Consider the following 17,124-nt stretch of genomic DNA (forward strand, 5'->3'; position numbering starts at 1 on the left):
CCCTAGTCTTCGCGGATCGCATACCCCGCGCCACGGATAGTACGGATCACGTCAGGCATGCGGCCGTTGTTGACGGCCTTGCGCAGCCGGCCGACATGCACGTCGACGGTGCGCTCGTCGATATAGATCGTTTCGCCCCAGACATTGTCGAGCAGCTGGCTGCGCGAGAACACGCGGCCGGGATGGCGCATCATGAATTCAAGCAGGCGGAATTCGGTCGGGCCGAGCCGGATCTCGCTCTTCTTGCGGTAGACCCGGTGCGATTCACGATCGAGCACGATATCGCCGACCTTGAGCACGCTGGACAGCACTTCCGGCTTGGCCCGGCGCAGCAGCGCCTTGACGCGTGCCATGAATTCCGGCGTCGAGAACGGCTTGACCAGATAGTCGTCGGCGCCGGTGGAGAGACCGCGCACGCGGTCGCTCTCTTCGCCGCGCGCCGTCAGCATGATGATCGGCAGCCGCTCGGTCTCGGGCCGCATCCGGAGACGGCGGCAGAGCTCGATGCCGGAAACCACCGGCACCATCCAGTCGAGCACAAGAAGGTCAGGGACATTCTCCTGTAGGCGGATCTCGGCCTCGTCGCCGCGCGTCACCACCTCGACCTGGTAACCCTCCGATTCCAGATTGTAACGGAGCAACACACCCAGCGGCTCCTCGTCCTCCACCACCATGATGCGTGGCGCGATCATCGACTGGTCACCCCTGCCGTCACGCCACTGGCGCCGACATCGCCGTCTCGTCCTGCTTCGGGCGATTGGCGGGCAATTGCGTGCCGGTCAGCACATAATAGGCATTTTCGGCAATGTTGGTCACGTGATCACCGATGCGCTCGAGGTTCTTGGCGCAGAACAAAAGATGCGTGCAGGCGGTGATGTTGCGCGGATCCTCCATCATGTAGGTCAGCAGCTCGCGGAACACCGATGTGTATTTGACGTCGATGCGTTCATCGTCGGCACGCAGCTTGGCTAGCGCCGAGGCATCACGGGCGCCATACTCCTCGATCACGCCCTGCACCTGGATCAGCACCAGCTGCGCCATGGCGTCGATGGAGTGCGACAGGTCGCGCGGCGTGGCGGCCAGGCCGACGGTGCCGACGCGCTTGGCGATGTTCTTGGCGAGATCGCCGATGCGTTCGAGATCGCCCGCCATGCGGATCGAGCCGACGACATGGCGCAGATCGTCCGCCATGGGCTGCCGCTTGGCGATCAGCGTGATGGCGCGGTCGTCGAGTTCGCGCTGGCGCGCATCCATGATCGCGTCGTCGGAGACGACGCGCTGGGCGAGCGCATTGTCGGAATTCAGGAGCGCCTTGGTGGCGCCGCCGACCATCGATGAGGCGAGATCGCCCATGTCGCGGATCAGCCTGCTGATCTGTCCGAGATCTTCGTCAAAGGCTGCGACTGTATGTTCGGCCATGATCTTGGTCCTCGTATGCCTGGGATCAGCCGAAGCGGCCGGTGATATAGTCCTGCGTGCGCTTCTCGCGGGGCGACGTGAATATCTTCTCGGTGCGGTCGAACTCGACCAGCTCGCCCAGATACATGAAGGCGGTCTGCTTCGACACGCGCGCCGCCTGCTGCATGTTATGGGTGACGATGACGATCGTATAATCGGCCTGCAGCTCGTCGATCAGTTCCTCGATCTTGGCGGTCGACAGCGGATCGAGCGCCGAGGCAGGTTCGTCGAGCAGGATGACCTCTGGCTTCACCGCCACCGTGCGGGCGATGCAGAGGCGCTGCTGCTGGCCGCCCGAAAGGCTGAGGCCACTGGCGTTGAGCTTGTCCTTGACCTCGCTCCACAGTGCCGCGCGCTTCAGCGCCTGCTCGACACGGCCGTCCATCTCGGCCTTGCTGAGCTTCTCATAGAGCCTGACGCCGAACGCGATGTTCTCGTAAATCGACATCGGGAACGGCGTCGGCTTCTGGAACACCATGCCGATCTTGGTTCTGAGCAGGTTGAGGTCCTGCGAACGGTCGAGGATGTTCTGGCCGTCGAGCAGCACCTGGCCCTCGGCGCTCTGCTTCGGGTAAAGCTCGTAGATGCGGTTGAAGACGCGCAGCAGCGTCGACTTCCCGCAGCCCGAAGGCCCTATGAAGGCGGTGACGCTGCGCTCGGGCAGCGACAGGCTGATATCCTTCAGCGCCTTCGACTGGCCGTAGTAGAAATTGAGGTTCTTGACCTCGATCTTGGCTTTCTCGACCGCGACTTCGGGCGTGTTCAACTCGGTGGACAACATCGGCTTCATCTGTCCTCTCTGCGTCCGGTAAGGCTGCGGGCCAAGATGCTCAGCCCGAGAACCGTAAGGGTGATTATGAGTGCGCCGGTCCACGCCAGCTGCTGCCATTCCTCGTAGGGGCTGAGAGCGAACTGGAAGATGGTGACGGGCAGGCTGGCCATCGGCGCGTTGAGATTGCTCGACCAGAACTGGTTGTTGAGCGCTGTGAAGAGCAGCGGCGCCGTCTCGCCGGAAATGCGGGCGATGGCCAGCAATATGCCGGTGACGATGCCCGACAGCGCCGCACGGTAGGCGACCGAGCGGATGACCACCCAACGCGGCGCGCCGATCGCGGCGCCGGCCTCGCGCAAGGCGTTAGGCACGAGGTTGAGCATGTCCTCGGTGGTGCGCACGACGACCGGGATGACCAGGATGGCCAGCGCGACGGCACCGGCGATCGCCGAGAAATGTCCCATCGGCCGCACCAGCAGCTCGTAGACGAACAGGCCGACGATGATCGAGGGTGCCGACAGCAGGATGTCGTTGATGAAGCGCACGATCGTGGTGAGGCGCGAGAAGCGGCCATATTCGGCCATGTAGGTCCCAGCGAGGACACCGATCGGCGTGCCGACGATGACGGCGATGACTGTCATCATGATACTGCCGTAGATGGCATTGAGCAGGCCGCCGGCATCGCCGGGCGGCGGTGTCATTTCGGTGAACACAGACAGCGAAACACCCGACAGGCCCTTATAGAGCAGTGCGCCGAGGATCAGCGCCAGCCAGGCCAGACCGACGCCCGCCGCCGTGACGCATAGCGTCATCATCACGGCATTCCTGCGCTTGCGTCGATTGTGAAGCGATGTGGCCGTCGACATCGGTCAGGCTCCCGTGCGGCTGTCCATGCGCAGCAGCATGTAGCGCGCAAGGGCAAGGATCAGGAAAGTGATGACGAACAGGATCAGGCCGAGCGCCACCAGCGAAGACGTATAGAGATCGCCGTCGGCTTCGGTGAATTCGTTGGCGATGGTTGCCGAGATCGTCGTGCCGGGCGCGAAAAGCGAGGCGCTGATGCGGTGGGCGTTGCCGATGACGAAGGTTACCGCCATGGTTTCGCCGAGCGCGCGGCCGAGGCCGAGCATGACGCCGCCCATGATGCCGACGCGGGTATAGGGGATGACGACGCGGCGCGTGACCTCCCAGGTCGTGCAGCCGATGCCATAGGCCGATTCCTTCAGCACCGCCGGCACCGTGTCGAAGACATCCTTGGTGATCGAGGTGATGAAGGGCAGGACCATGATGGCAAGGATCAGCGCCGAGGTCAAAAGGCCGATGCCGTAGGGCGGACCCGCAAACAGGCTGGAGAGCCCCGGCACGTCGTGGAAAAGCTTGATGATGAAGGGCTGCACCGTCGTCTGCAGGAACGGCGCGAACACGAACAGGCCCCAGATGCCGTAGATGATGGAGGGTATGCCGGCAAGCAGCTCGACGGCGATGCCGATGGGGCGCCGGAGTGGCCGCGGGCAGAGTTCGGTAAGGAAGATGGCGATGCCGATGCCGATGGGAACGGCGATCAGGATAGCGATGGCGGCGGTGACGATGGTTCCGTAGATCGGGGCCAGCGCCCCGAAATTCTCGGTAACCGGGTTCCACGATTCGGTCGTCAGGAAGGAGAACCCGAATTTCGACAGCGCTTCCCACGAGCCGGCAAACAGCGAAATCGCCACGCCGCCGAGGATGAGCAGGACGAGGATGGCGGAAAAGCGTGTCGCCGCCCGGAAAATCGTATCGGTGAGCGCGAAGCGCCGGACCGTCGCTTCCCTGGCCCGCATGGCGGCCGACGATGGCATGGCTTCGGAGACGGCGGTCATCTGGCCCTCGCGTTTCAAGGAAGACAGGGAGGGCGCCGTGAAGCGCCCTCCTCATTCAGCAGGGATTACATGGCGGAATAGAGCGGCTTGCCGTCTTCGCCGACGATGTCCTTGGCCCACATGTCCTCGACGCTCTTGACGACCGCGTCGGGGATCGGAACGTAGTCCAGCGCCCCGGCCATGTCGTCGCCCTTCGCGTAGGACCAGGCGAAGAACTTGAGCGCTTCACCGGTCGCAGCCACGTCGCCGGGCTTCTTGTAGACCAGAATCCAGGTGGCCGACGTCATCGGCCAGGATTCGGCGCCCGGCTGGTTGGCCAGGATGACGCCGTAACCCGGCTGCGAGCTCCAGTCGGCATTGGCCGCCGCCGCCGAGAACGCCGCCGCCGTCGGCTCGACCTTCTTGCCGTCCTTGTTGATCATGTCGGCATAGGTCAGCTTGTTCTGCTTGGCGTAGGCGTATTCGACATAGCCGATCGAGCCGCCGGTCTGCGAGACGTTGTTGGCGACGCCTTCATTGCCCTTGGCGCCGATACCGACCGGCCATTCGAGCGCGGTGTTGACGCCGACCTTCGACTTCCAATCGGCGCTGACGTCGGCCAGATAGTAGCTGAAATTGAACGTGGTGCCCGAACCATCGGAGCGATGAACGACCGCAATCGCCTGGTCGGGAAGCTTGACGTCGGGATTGAGCTTGGCGATCGCCGCGTCGTTCCAGTTGGTGATCTTGCCGACGAAGATATCGGCCAGCGTCGGGCCGTCGAGCACCAGTTCGCCCGGCTTGATGCCTTCGAGATTGACGACCGGAACGATACCGCCCATCACCATCGGGAACTGTGCAAGTCCGGTGGCTTCGAGATCTTCGCCCTTCAGCGGCGCATCGGAAGCGCCAAAGGTGACGGTCTTGGCCTTGATCTGCTTGATGCCGCCGCCCGAGCCGATCGACTGGTAGTTGAGACCGATGCCGGTCTCCTTCTTATAGGCATCGGCCCACTTCGCATAGATCGGGTAAGGGAAGGTGGCGCCGGCGCCGGAGATGTCAGCTGCCATTGCCGCTGAAAGGGTGAGGGTGGACGCCGCAGCCATTGCGATCGCAACGGCCGCCGAGCGGATGAAATGTCTCATGTGGCCTGCTCCTGTTCGGAAGATGGTCTCTCGGCGCCATTCCTTGCCAGCGCCCGCTGAGGCCAATAGCGTTCGATTATAACAGTCGCATGACAGTTTCGTGTCAGCCCGGTAACGCGTCGCCGCCGCTTGGAAAGGCGATGGCGATCGGCGGCTGCGGCATGGCGCCGGTTTGCCTTCGGGAATCAGGGACTTGCGCTATCCGGCCACCCAAACAGCCATCGGATTCGGCGTGGATCGCTGACCGAAGAAAAGCCGGACGGGAGCGCGTTGCTCGAGGCCAGAGGATGTCTTGGCCGGGCCATCGCCAAAAACAGGTCCGTTGGGGTAGATTGACGCTGCTTCATACTGGCGGTCGCTGCTCCCGCCCGTAACTAGAAGAGAGCGGAAATTCGATGCCGTCATTGTCCCGGCTGGACGCCGGCTTTGATATGGTGCGATCGCACCATAGTCTTGCTCGAAGGGCAGCGGCCGACCCCGACTGATTCTCGCCGCAATCCCGTGGAAGGCGCGAAGCCTATCCCGCGTTGCGCCGGGCCTGGCGACCGGCGCCGACCCAGCGCTCGACCTTTTCGAGCAGGGCCCTGGGGCTGATCGGCTTGGGCAGATAATCATCCATGCCGGCGTCAAGGCAGCGTTCGCGATCGCCCTTGAGCGCATGCGCGGTGACCCCTACGATCGGCACATGCGTGCCGGTTTCCTCCTCTAGCCGGCGAATGGCGGCGGTCGCCTCGAGCCCGTTCATCTCCGGCATCGAGACGTCCATCAGGATCATGCACGGATTGAGCCTGCCGAAGGCGTCCAGCGCCTTGCGGCCATTGCCGACGATCTCGAAACCGTAGCCGGTCTCGCCGAGGATCTGGGTGAAGACCATCTGGTTGACCTCATTGTCCTCGGCCACGAGTATGTCCAGCCGCTGCTCGCCGCCGTTCGCGGCAAGCCGAGGCCTGACCGGCGGCGGCTGCAGCAACGCGCGTTGCCCCGATGCCGCGGCTGGCGATGGTTGCGGACCGTTCCCCCCGCCTCCCTCGACGGCAAGCGGCCGGGCGACATCGCTAGCGTGGCGATGCCGCTGGATGGTAGCGACCAGCGTTTCCAGGAGCACCGAGGAGCGTGCGGGCTTGATCAGTTGGGCATCAATGCCGAGATCGCGGTAACTGGTGTTGGCCAGCGACTGGTCGACGGAGGTCAGCATGATGATCGGCGTGTCGGCAAGCCCGGCGGTGCTGCGCACGACACCTGCCATCTCGGCGCCGCTCATCTCGGGCATCTGATAGTCGAGTACGACGCAATCGACCGGCACGCCGTAGGCGGCGGCAGCGATCAGCACTTTCAGTCCCTCGGCGCCGCTCTCGGCCGCGCAGGAATCGAAGGTCCATGACGTCATCTGCTCGGTCAGGATGGCGCGGTTGACGGCATTGTCGTCGACGATCAGCACCCGCGCGCCGGTCACATCCACCGGCATGATGCGCTGCGCGTTCTGTTCTCCGGCTCTGGGCAGCGTGACCGCGAACCAGAAGGTCGACCCCTTGCCTTCGGCGCTTTCCACGCCGATGTCGCCGCCCATCAGTTCGACCAGCCGCGAGGTGATCGCGAGCCCGAGCCCGGTGCCCTCATGCCGCCTCGTTGAGGAGGTGTCCACCTGGCTGAATTTCTCGAACACCTGTTTCAGCTTTTCCTCGGGGATGCCGATCCCGGTGTCGGTGACCGAGATCGTCAGCCTGGTTCCGTCCGGCACACTTTCGCCGGTGACGTCGACGAGCACATGTCCTTCGTCGGTGAACTTCACCGCGTTGCCGAGCAGGTTGGTGACGATCTGCCGGATGCGGCCGACATCGCCGATGAACAGGCTTTCGAGCCCAGGCTCGATGCGCACGATGAGCTCGAGATCCTTTTCCTTGGCGCGTGTCGATACCAGCGTCGCCACGTCCTCGATCGCCTCGGCGAGATTGAAGGGAGCGGGATCGAGCACCAGCTGGCCGGCATCGATCTTGGAGAAATCCAGGATATCGTTGATGATGGTGAGCAGCGCATTGCCCGATTTGACGATGATGTCGGTGAACGTCTTCTGCTTCGGATCGAGATCGGATTTGGCCAGGAGTTCGGCCATGCCCAGCACGCCGTTCATCGGGGTGCGGATCTCATGGCTCATATTGGCGAGGAATTCCGACTTGGCGCGGTCGGCAAGTATGGCGCGCTGGCGCGCCTCGCGCAGTTCCGCCTCGCGCAGCTTCAATTCGGTGATGTCGGTGGTCGACCCGATCAGGTAGAGCGACCCGTCGGACGCGATCATCGCGCCCTTGCGGGCGAACTGGTGGCGCACGCTGCCGTCCGGAAGTGTCACCGTCTCCTCGACCTCCTGGGTTTCGCCGCTGCGCAGCACCGCGAGGTCGCCATTGACGAAGGCTTCGCCGTCCGGCCCGAAAATTTCGATGTCGGTCTTGCCGATCGCGTCCTGCTTGCTGAAGCCGGTGAGATCGCACCAGCCCTTGTTGACGTAGAATTGCCTGAGATCGGAGCGCTTGGCGTAGATCGACACCGGCACGTTGTCGATCAGGCTGCGGAACACCTCGTTCTCGCGCATGCTTTCTTCCAGCGCCCGCTCGCGCGCCTTGACCTCGGTGATGTCGGTGCTGGAGCCGACCAGATGCACCGATCCGTCCAGCGCCACCAGCCGGCTCTTGCGCGTCATCAACTGCCGCACCGTGCCGTCGCGATGGGTGACGGGCTCCTCGACCTCCCTGACGCTGCCGGTGAGAGCGACCTCGGTGTCGTCAAGGCTGTAGCTTTCTCCATCCCCGGCGCCGAACAGCTGCCGATCGGTGCGGCCGATGACGTCTTCCTTGGCGAACCCGGTGATCGCGCACCACGCCTTGTTGACGAACTCGATGCTGAGATCCTGCGCCTTGATGAAGGCGGCCACGGGCAGTTCGTCCAGCACGTGCCGGAACAGGTCGATCTGCCGCATCGAGTCGTGCAGTGCCTTTTCGCGGTTCTTGATCTCGGAGATGTCGAGACGCACGCCGATGAACGTGCCGTCATCGGTGCGCATGTCGTAGACCTGATACCAGCGGCCGTCGGGATTGAGACGTTCGAAGGATGAGTATGGCAGGCGGTAGCGGGCGAGGATGCTGTCCAGCCAGGGATCGAGATCGCCATCATAGAGCGCATCGATCCGCGGATCGCCGCTCGAGCGGAAATAGCCGGCCGAATGACCGAGCGACAGCGCGTCTCGAAAGGTGCGGCCGGGCTGCCATGCCGGCTTCAACGCTGGCAGCGTGTCCTGCATCTTGCGGTTGGCGAAAACGAAATTGTCGTCGCGGTCGTAGATGATCACGGCGGCCGGCAGCGATTCCAGCACGCTCGCCAGGTGTTTGCGGGCGTCCTGCGCCTCGGTCTCACGACCCTTCATGTCCGAGACGTCGAAGAGGAAGCCGGCCACGTAGTTGCGGCCGCTTGCCATTCTAACGCGGTTCTTCCTGACGACGCGCGAGCGGTTGACGCCGTCGACCTCGAAACTTTCCTCCACCTCGTAAGGCCGCCCGGTCGCCAGGACCGCGCGCTCGCTTTCCTCGAACAGCGCAACCTCGGCCGGCGCGAGAAAATTGCCGCCGGGCTTGCCAAGCATGGTTTGCGGCTTCTGGCCGAACAGGCCCGCGAACGCCTCGTTGACGAAGACGAAGCGCAGATCGTCGTCCTTGACGAAGATCGGATCCTTGACGCCGTTGATCACCGCTTCCGCCAGTCGCGCCTTTTCCAGCGCGTCGGCCAGCTCGGCCTCGCGGTCCTTCATGTCGGTGACATCGACATAGGAGATGAGCCGCTTGCCGCCGCCCAGCGGGGCCAGCGATGCGATCAGGGTTCGCCCGTCATTGCGCGGCAATTGTCTCGAGCCGGCGACGCCGGCCCTGATCTCGGCCTCGCGCTCGGCGGTATGGCGTTGCCAGGCAACGTCGTCGCCGCCGTAGGGATCGACGGCGCGGCTGGCCTCCATCAACTCGCGGAAGCCCGAGCCGATCCCGGCGCGCTGGGGATCGATTTTCCACAAATTGTAGAAGGCCTGGTTGATCACTTCGGCGCGCAGGTCGGCGTCGAGGACCATGATGCCGATCGGCATCGAATCGACCATCGTGCGAAGGTCGGCAAGGCCTCCCGAGGACGCCTCTTGCTGCTTCTGTTCCAGTTCTTCGAAGGCGCCCGCCAATCCCGTGACGTTGCGTCCAATGCCGCGGTAGCCCGCAAATTTCCCCTCATCGTCGAAGCGTGGAAAGCCTGAGGTCAACACCCAGCGGCAATCGGCGCGACCTCCCTTCAGTTCGTAGACGAAGTCACGGAACGGCCGATGCGCCTGCAGATCCTCCAGATGCATTGCCGCGCTGCGGTTGCCGTTCAGGACCTGCTTCAGGAAATCGAACCGAAAGCGGCCGAGCACAGCGGCCGGGTCGATGCCCGTGACTGCCTGGTAGTTGTGCGAAAGCCAGGAAAATCGCAGCTCGGCATCGGTCTCCCAGATCCAGTCCGAGCCCGTCTCGACCAGCTGGCGTAGCATGGCCAAATCCATGCCCTCGGCGAACGAGGCCGCATCGTTCACCGCCATTTCGCCCGACCCGCGCCCGCCGCGCACGCCGGCTGTCTCGTTCGCTTCAGCCATGCCGTCCCCACCCCGAATCCAAGGCCGAACCCTCCCTCCGCGGTTCGTCGGCGGAATGTGCCCGAGAAGCATTAACGATCCGCTAACCTTAACAAGCCGTTGCGCACCGGACAGGCCTGGCCTGCGCCATTGCGCCCGGTTGTCGGCCGGATCGAAGCCGCGCTATAAGCCCATACGGGGGTGTTGCTGATGTTTGGACGGATTGTGCCTTGCTTGCTGAGCGCGGCGCTGCTTTTCGGCAGCGGCTGTTCGCGCAGCTATGACGGCACCGTCGTCATTCCGCGCCCGCTCGATGTCCGGCGTTTCTGGGACCGGCCGCCGCCCAATGTGGAATACGGGCCGTCCGGAATGGAAAACGGCGCTTTTCCGGCGCCGCCACAACCGCCAACCCGGTTTTCCGAGCGCAGGCCCGCGCCGCGCGCCGCGCCGAGACGTCATCTTTCAAGAGTTTCGAGACCACCTCCACCGTCCTCCGGTGAGGAAAAGCCCCTGGCATGCAGGAATGTCAGCGAACCCGGAAAGAGGGTTCGCATGGTCTGCGACTGATGGATGCCACCCGAAATTGACATTGGCTGGGAAACCGGCGCCTACGCCCGGAGCGGATGATCATTCGGCTGGGAAGAAGGCTGGGCCAACTATTCTCACCGGCCGCTTGCCGGCCTCTATCGACTGATGCTGGGCCGCCCCGGAAGCTTCGGCGCCCGCCGCGGGAATTGCCGCGACGCTGCCGAGGTCCGGCTTGGCCGACGGCAAGGGGATGATGGCATTGGTCATGTTTGTGGGCGTTACCGTTCTGGCCCTCAATTCGGTGACCCTGCTGTAGTAGCGTTTTAGGTCACATGCCTTGAAATTGACGTCGTCGCGGTAGCGGTATGCGGTCGGCAGATCGGTGTAGGGCTTGCGCGTGTCGAGAGCGACCATCTTTTCGGTTTCGAGGCTGATGTCGCTGAGCGTATAGAGGTCGACCCCCGGCTCGTCGCAGATGTAGCGGCATTGATCGGCCATATCCTTCACATCGTCGCTGCCGGCGAACTGCGACTTGGGTGCTGGGAAGAAATATCCATCCGAAAGGCGCACACAGAACAGCATCGCGTTGCCGGCGCCCGTTGCCCTCGCCGCTGGCGCCGTCGCAGACGCCGATTGGGTCTTCGCCGCGGCGCGCTCCTTTGCCGCTGGCGCGCAGCCAAGCGCGACAAAGCGCGCCCGCAGCCCCGACATGTCCCGGCCTGAATTGGAGGCCGCCGCGATCCGGCGCTGCACCTCGCTCCTGTTCCTGGCAAGATCGGCGCACGCGTTGAAGAAACCACCGAGGAAATTTTTCGCCGTGCATTTGCGCTGCCTCTCGAGCCCTTGGATCGCGGCAAGCTGGCGGTGCAACTGCGCAAGCTCGGCGCTCGTGCCGCCGCCACGGCCGGCCGACGACAATTGATTTCTTATCGCACTGCAACTGTCGGCATAAGAACTGGACATTCCGAGCGCCAGCACCGTCAGGATGACGAGCGCGATCATCATGGAGAACCAGAAACGGATCATCGGAACGACGAGGTCCTTGTTGCTGAGAACCTGGAATGACAACTATTTCGACTTCACCAAGCTTTCACTAAATAAGTTTTATCTAATCTTTCCAGTCTCCATGCATTTAGACACTTGCCTCTAGGTTAATAGAAGAACCTCTGTGAATTCAATATTGCATTTTTATTTCAAGATTGAGACGAACTGCAAAACAATGCAGCCGAACGGAGGGCTGGCAGGCCTGCCGGATCACTCCGGCGTTACCGGAAACGGGTCCTGAAACCTTTGCCGGCCTTTCGCGTTGAAGCGCCAAGGAGAACGCAGATGTCGATCCACATCACGGTATCGGAACTGACAAGAAGCCTTTTTCATTCCCTGGGGCTTGATCCGAGACCCCTGAGCGCCGAGCAAAACCTGCTGCTGGAATGCTATCTGGCCGGGCAAATCCCGGAATCCGCCTGGAACGACTATGTCTTCGAGACGCCCGAACTGGCGCGGCACGCCGAGGCGCGGCGTACCAGCCACTGACCGGTGAAGGCGGTGATGGTTTGGTGCTAATCGCTACGTGAGCGGGTCGCTGACGCTGGCAGATGTTTTCCGTCAGGAATTGCGTAAATGGAAGCGGGATCGGCGATCCGCCGAACGCCGAACGGTTCTAGCACATTGAGCCGCGGCGCGCCCTGTGCGGAGAGCCGCGGAACAGCTATTGCTTGGGAGAGACGAATTGCAAGGTGAACACGTTGCCGGCAATCCCTTGCGCCAGTTGCGGCGAAAGGTTGAGCGGCGTGCAATTCTTCACCGCGGCCGTTGCGGCGTCGATAAACGACTTTCGCGCCTTGTCGTCGCCGGCCACCTTGGCGGCGGTCGGCCGTGGCGGACCAAGCAGCGTGCCGTCGCGCTTGAAGCTGAAGCTCAGCGTGACGATGGAATTTCCAGCATCCGCCGGCGGCGTCCAGCATGCCTGGATCGCCGTGCCGACTTCGTCCATCGTGTTGAGCTGGGCGGCAGCCGACGGGGATGTGGCAACCATCACCACCGCGCCGGCAATCAGGAGCATTCCAGCCATGTTTTTCATTGCAATTCCTCGACCTTCGACCCTCTCCAGCCCGCGTGCGATCGGCAGGATTGATGGTAGGGCCCGAAATGGCAAGGGCAATATGCTTTGACGAAGGTATTGCCGAAAGCATTGGAGACGGCCTACCGCAACAGCCGGCCGAAAAAACAAAAGGCCGGCGTGGGCCGACCTTTGTTTTCACCGCAGCGCCAGTACATCCGTGGTCGCGGGTGAATTGTCTCCAGTAGACAGGTTATAGGTAAACGAAACCTTAACCGACGCCCGCCTCCACGCCATAGCTCCGAGCCCGGCTCCAGCCAGCTTCCATGCACTGCATATGACGGAGCGCTCGAGCGGGGCGGCTGAATATTGTTCGATGCCGGAGATCAACGGCTGAGCCGTTTTTCTTGGTACGCCCAAGGGGAATCGAACCCCTGTTCCCGCCGTGAGAGGGCGGTGTCCTGACCGCTAGACGATGGGCGCGTTCAAGAACCGGCGATATAGGCTGGCGGCGGAGAAAAAGCAACTGGGGTTCCGCCAGCTTTCCCGGGATCGAGCAAAAGCCGGCCGGTGCTAGCGTTTGGGCTCGATCAGGTCCCATAGATTGCCGTGGAGATCGGCGAAAACCGCCACCGTGCCGTAGGGCTCCAAGCGCGGTGGCTCGCGAAATTCGACGCCCTTCGCCACCATCGCCGCGTGATCGCGGGCAAAGTCGTCGGTTTCGAGGAAGAGAAAGACCCGCCCGCCGGTCTGGTTGCCGATACTCTTCCTTTGTGCCTCGTCGGAGGCCTCGGCCAGAAGCAGCCGCGCGCCGCGCCCGCTGGCCGGCGCGACCGTCACCCAGCGCTTGCCGCCGCCGAGGTCCATATTCTCCAGGAGCACAAAGCCCATCCGCCCGACATACCAGTCGATCGCCTCGTCATAGCTGTCGACGACCAGCGCGACGGTGGCGATATTACGGTTTTCGGCAAAGCCGGTCATTGCGCGCCGGGCTTCATTTGTTGCGGATTGCAAAGCGGCCGATTATACGCCGCTCGCCTATATCGTAGACGAAGATCGTGCGGCTGCCATCGGCGAGTTCGGCGTCGATCGAGACGCGATTGCCCGACAGCGACTGGCTGACCACGCTGGCGCCGACCGGCAGCACGATGTCTCCGCTGAGCGGTTCGCCGGCGGGCACCTGGATGTCGCCGGCCAGCGGCGGGCCCACCGGCGCTGCCTTGCGTGATTTGTAGACAATCGCCGCGATCACCACCATAAGAGCCAGCAAAAGCAGGCCGAGATTGATGGCCATGAAGCGGATGAGCCTGCCGCGCACCTTTTCGATCTCGGGGTTGAGCGGCTTTTCCCCGCCTTCAACAACGGCGTCTTCGTCGGCGGCGGGGCGGGCCATGGCAAACATTCCGGAACGATTCTCGATGAGCGCTCATAGCGAAGAGGCCCCCCGATTGATAGAGGACCAATTCATGCAGGCAGAACCGACCGTGCTCGTGGCCGGCGCCGACGGTGCCGGCCAGCGCCTCGATCAGTGGCTGGCAGGCAGGCTCGGCCCGGACATGTCGCGCAGTCGCGTGCAGATGCTGATCAGGCAGGGCGCGGTCTTGGTCGACGGCAAGACCGTTGTCGAGACCAAGCGCAAGATGTCGCCGGGCGAAACTGTCTCGGTCGCCATGCCGGAGCCGGAACCGGCGGAGCCACAGGGGGAAAACATCGCCCTCGATATCCTCTACGAAGATGACGAACTGATCGTCATCAACAAACCCGCCGGGCTTGTCGTCCATCCCGGCGCCGGCAATTGGACCGGCACGCTGGTCAATGCGCTGATCCATCATTGCGGCGACAGCTTGTCCGGCATCGGCGGCGTGCGCCGGCCGGGCATCGTCCATCGTCTCGACAAGCAAACCAGCGGCGTCATGGTCGTGGCCAAGACCGACCGCGCCCACAAGGCGCTTTCTGAGGCCTTTGCCGATCACGGCCTGACAGGCGATCTCGAGCGCGCCTACCTGGCGCTGGTCTGGGGCATACCGCAGCGGCCGGCCGGAACGGTGGATGCCCCGCTCGGCCGCGCCGCCGACCGTGTGCGTCGCGCCGTGGTACCCGAAGGACGCGACGATTCCCGCCACGCCGTCACCCATTTTGCGGTGCAGGAGCGCTTCGGCGAAAACCAAAAGGAATTCGCAACCGCAAGTCTGGTCGAATGCCGGCTGGAGACCGGCCGCACCCATCAGATCCGCGTCCACATGGCCCATATCGGTCATCCGGTACTCGGTGATCCCGATTACGGCCAAGCCTTTCGCACCAAGGCCAACCGGTTGCCCGAACCGCTGAGAAGCCAGGTCAAGGCATTTTCCCGGCAAGCTTTGCACGCCTGGCTCCTTGAATTTCGCCATCCGACTACCCATTTATCGATGAGGTTCGAGGCACCGATACCGAGGGACATGGAGGAACTCGTCGGCGGCTTGCGCAGTCTGTGATCCGCCACCGGCAAGCTTCAAATCAACCATCAAAAAACCTGACTGGCGTTGTTCACTTCAGCGTGACACACTGTTTCGTGTTGAACAAATGCCTGTCTTTTCTGGTTTTGTTCCTGTATATATCCGATGTCGCGAGCGAGCCTTTGGTGCTCGCGTCACATGCCCGCCGCGTTTCGGGGGCATCACTCCAATAGAGAGGGGGCGCTATCATGGCCCAGTCACTACCCAGTATCGTTTCCGGCGAAGGCGGCCTCAGCCGCTACCTGGAAGAGATCCGCCGCTTTCCGATGCTTCAGCCGCAGGAAGAGTACATGCTCGCCAAGCGTTATGCCGAGCATGAGGACACTTCCGCCGCGCACAAGCTCGTCACCAGCCATTTGCGGCTCGTCGCCAAGATCGCCATGGGCTATCGCGGCTACGGCCTGCCGATCGGCGAAGTGATCTCGGAAGGCAATGTCGGCCTGATGCAGGCCGTCAAGAAATTCGAGCCCGAGCGTGGCTTCCGCCTCGCGACCTACGCCATGTGGTGGATCAAGGCCTCGATCCAGGAATACATCCTGCGCTCGTGGAGTCTGGTCAAGATGGGCACGACCGCCAACCAGAAGCGTCTGTTCTTCAACCTGCGCAAGGTGAAGGGCAAGATCCAGGCGCTTGACGACGGCGACCTCAAGCCCGACCAGATCGCCGAGATCGCCACGCGGCTGAACGTTTCGGAAGCGGAAGTCGTGTCGATGAACCGCCGCCTGTCGGGCGACGCCTCGCTCAACGCGCCGATCCGGGCGACGGAAGGCGAGTCCGGCGAATGGCAGGACTGGCTGGTCGACGACCACGAAAGCCAGGAAGAGATGCTGATCGAGCAGGATGAGCTGGAAAACCGGCGCGGCATGCTGTCGGGCGCCCTTGCGGTGCTCAACGAACGCGAACGGCGCATCTTCGAGGCGCGCCGCCTCGCCGATGAGCCGCTGACCCTGGAAGAACTGTCGGCCGAGTTCGACATCAGCCGCGAGCGCGTGCGCCAGATCGAAGTGCGCGCTTTCGAGAAGGTACAGGATGCGGTCAAGGCCGCCGCCAAGCGCCAGACCCAGGCGCTGCGCACCATCGAGGCGCAGCCGGCGGCTTAAAAGCCACGTTCGGCAACGAAACATCCAGGCGGCGTCAGGAAACTGGCGCCGCCTTTTTCGTGATTGCTTCAAAGCCCATCCAGCGGAAATTTCAGATACCGTCGTCCATTGGCTTCCGGTTCCGGTAGGCGTCCGCCATTCATGTTTACCTGCAGCGCATGCAGGATCAGCCTCGGCATCGGCAATGTCCGGTCGCGGGCCTCGCGGAGCGCAACGAACTCGGCCTCGCTGCACGCGGCGGCAAGATGAATGTTGCCGGCTTTCTGCGCGGCAACCGTGCTCTCCCATAACGCCTGGCGCCCGCCGGGCTGATAGTCATGGCCGACAAAGAGGCGCGTGTCCTCCGGCAGGGCCAGAATGCCTTGGATCGAGTGCCACAGGCGCGCGGCGCTGCCGCCGGGAAAATCCGTCCTTGCCGTGCCGCTGTCGGGCATGAACAGCGTGTCGTGGACGAAGGCCGCGTCCCCGATCACATAGGTGATCGACGCCAACGTGTGCCCGGGCGAGAAAAGCACCCTTGCTGGAAGCGTTCCGACCCGAAAAACCTCGCCGTCGCCGAACAGCCGGTCCCACTGCGAGCCGTCGGCGGGGAAATCCGGCCAGTTGTAGATCGCCTTCCACAATTTCTGGACCTCGACGATCCTCTCGCCGATCGCCGTCGGCGCCGCGGTCCTTTGCTTCAGGTACTGCGCGGCCGAGAAATGATCGGCATGCGGATGGGTGTCGAGTATCCATTCGACGCTCAGTCCCTCCGCCCTGACGAAATCCAGCAGCGCATCGGCATTGGCTGTCGAAACTGCGCCGGACTTCTCGTCGAAGTCGAGAACCGGATCGATTATGGCGCACCGCTTCGTCACCCGGTCGGCGACGACATACTGGACGGCGCCGGTCGGCTTGTCATGGAAACCGGTGACTTCAGGCTTTGCCGAACCTATGTCCAATCCGACTTCCCCTCCTGTTAACGGGACAGGAATGATTTTCTCTGCCAGAGCAACATAAGAGCATGCTTGTCTAGCAGGACGTTGCCGTCAAGCACGCCTTGCCAGAAAAAGCTGCGGAAGTCGAAAAATGCCATCCGGGAAACTGGAGCAAATCCAAG

At 63.0% G+C, this 17,124-nt stretch carries 15 protein-coding genes and 1 tRNA gene; 3 read left to right on the top strand and 13 right to left on the bottom strand.

Annotation, left to right across the window (positions count from 1 at the left end):
• Nucleotides 1-2 precede the first annotated feature (2 nt).
• The 8 genes from phoB to LB566_RS27735 all read right to left on the bottom strand — a co-directional run bounded on the left by phoB (nt 3) and on the right by LB566_RS27735 (nt 11,439).
• Nucleotides 3-692, bottom strand: a complete 690-nt coding sequence (phoB, locus tag LB566_RS27700) for a phosphate regulon transcriptional regulator PhoB (protein ID WP_224629074.1) — start codon at nt 690-692, stop codon at nt 3-5.
• A gap of 19 nt (nt 693-711) precedes the next feature.
• Complete coding sequence (gene phoU / locus LB566_RS27705; RefSeq protein ID WP_224629082.1) at nt 712-1,419, bottom strand: phosphate signaling complex protein PhoU; 708 nt, start codon at nt 1,417-1,419, stop codon at nt 712-714.
• 25 nt (nt 1,420-1,444) lie between these two features.
• Entirely contained in the window at nt 1,445-2,248 is an 804-nt protein-coding gene (gene pstB / locus LB566_RS27710) for a phosphate ABC transporter ATP-binding protein PstB (protein ID WP_140554179.1), read from the bottom strand.
• Nucleotides 2,245-3,096 (bottom strand): phosphate ABC transporter permease PstA, encoded by an 852-nt coding sequence (gene pstA / locus LB566_RS27715; protein ID WP_140554181.1) that lies wholly within the window; start codon nt 3,094-3,096, stop codon nt 2,245-2,247. Before pstA ends, pstB begins: the two co-directional genes overlap by 4 nt.
• A gap of 3 nt (nt 3,097-3,099) precedes the next feature.
• Nucleotides 3,100-4,089: a phosphate ABC transporter permease subunit PstC gene (pstC, locus tag LB566_RS27720; protein ID WP_140554182.1), complete on the bottom strand. Its 990-nt coding sequence runs from the start codon at nt 4,087-4,089 to the stop codon at nt 3,100-3,102.
• Nucleotides 4,090-4,154: 65 nt separating this feature from the next.
• Complete coding sequence (gene pstS / locus LB566_RS27725; protein ID WP_224629083.1) at nt 4,155-5,213, bottom strand: phosphate ABC transporter substrate-binding protein PstS; 1,059 nt, start codon at nt 5,211-5,213, stop codon at nt 4,155-4,157.
• A 517-nt stretch (nt 5,214-5,730) separates the two neighbouring features.
• Nucleotides 5,731-9,864, bottom strand: a complete 4,134-nt coding sequence (locus LB566_RS27730; protein ID WP_224629085.1) for a PAS domain-containing protein — start codon at nt 9,862-9,864, stop codon at nt 5,731-5,733.
• Between the two features lie 606 nt (nt 9,865-10,470).
• Nucleotides 10,471-11,439: a DUF2865 domain-containing protein gene (locus LB566_RS27735; RefSeq protein ID WP_224629087.1), complete on the bottom strand. Its 969-nt coding sequence runs from the start codon at nt 11,437-11,439 to the stop codon at nt 10,471-10,473.
• A gap of 261 nt (nt 11,440-11,700) precedes the next feature.
• On the opposite strand from LB566_RS27735, the gene LB566_RS27740 reads away from it, so the two are divergent.
• Complete coding sequence (locus tag LB566_RS27740; protein ID WP_140554187.1) at nt 11,701-11,904, top strand: hypothetical protein; 204 nt, start codon at nt 11,701-11,703, stop codon at nt 11,902-11,904.
• Between the two features lie 175 nt (nt 11,905-12,079).
• Here LB566_RS27740 and LB566_RS27745 read toward each other — a convergent pair whose 3' ends face one another.
• The 4 genes from LB566_RS27745 to LB566_RS27760 form a co-directional block, all read right to left on the bottom strand.
• Nucleotides 12,080-12,451, bottom strand: a complete 372-nt coding sequence (locus tag LB566_RS27745; RefSeq protein WP_224629089.1) for a hypothetical protein — start codon at nt 12,449-12,451, stop codon at nt 12,080-12,082.
• A 387-nt stretch (nt 12,452-12,838) separates the two neighbouring features.
• A tRNA-Glu gene (locus LB566_RS27750) sits at nt 12,839-12,913 on the bottom strand.
• 90 nt (nt 12,914-13,003) lie between these two features.
• A complete protein-coding gene (locus LB566_RS27755) occupies nt 13,004-13,411 on the bottom strand; it encodes a VOC family protein (RefSeq protein WP_224629092.1) in 408 nt (135 codons plus the stop codon).
• A 13-nt stretch (nt 13,412-13,424) separates the two neighbouring features.
• Nucleotides 13,425-13,823, bottom strand: a complete 399-nt coding sequence (locus LB566_RS27760) for a fimbrial protein (protein WP_224629094.1) — start codon at nt 13,821-13,823, stop codon at nt 13,425-13,427.
• Nucleotides 13,824-13,848: 25 nt separating this feature from the next.
• Here LB566_RS27760 and LB566_RS27765 point away from each other — a divergent pair, with 25 nt between their 5' ends.
• The gene (locus tag LB566_RS27765; RefSeq protein ID WP_224629095.1) at nt 13,849-14,904 is read left to right on the top strand and encodes an RluA family pseudouridine synthase; all 1,056 of its coding nucleotides are present in this window, start codon (nt 13,849-13,851) and stop codon (nt 14,902-14,904) included.
• Nucleotides 14,905-15,113: 209 nt separating this feature from the next.
• Nucleotides 15,114-16,025, top strand: a complete 912-nt coding sequence (gene rpoH / locus LB566_RS27770) for an RNA polymerase sigma factor RpoH (protein WP_027023478.1) — start codon at nt 15,114-15,116, stop codon at nt 16,023-16,025.
• Nucleotides 16,026-16,093: 68 nt separating this feature from the next.
• On the opposite strand, the gene LB566_RS27775 is transcribed toward rpoH, so the two are convergent.
• Nucleotides 16,094-16,966, bottom strand: coding sequence for an MBL fold metallo-hydrolase (locus LB566_RS27775; protein WP_224629098.1), 873 nt, complete (start codon nt 16,964-16,966; stop codon nt 16,094-16,096).
• Nucleotides 16,967-17,124: the final 158 nt, after the last annotated feature.

This window comes from Mesorhizobium sp. CA13, assembly GCF_020165235.1.
GTDB lineage: Bacteria > Pseudomonadota > Alphaproteobacteria > Rhizobiales > Rhizobiaceae > Mesorhizobium.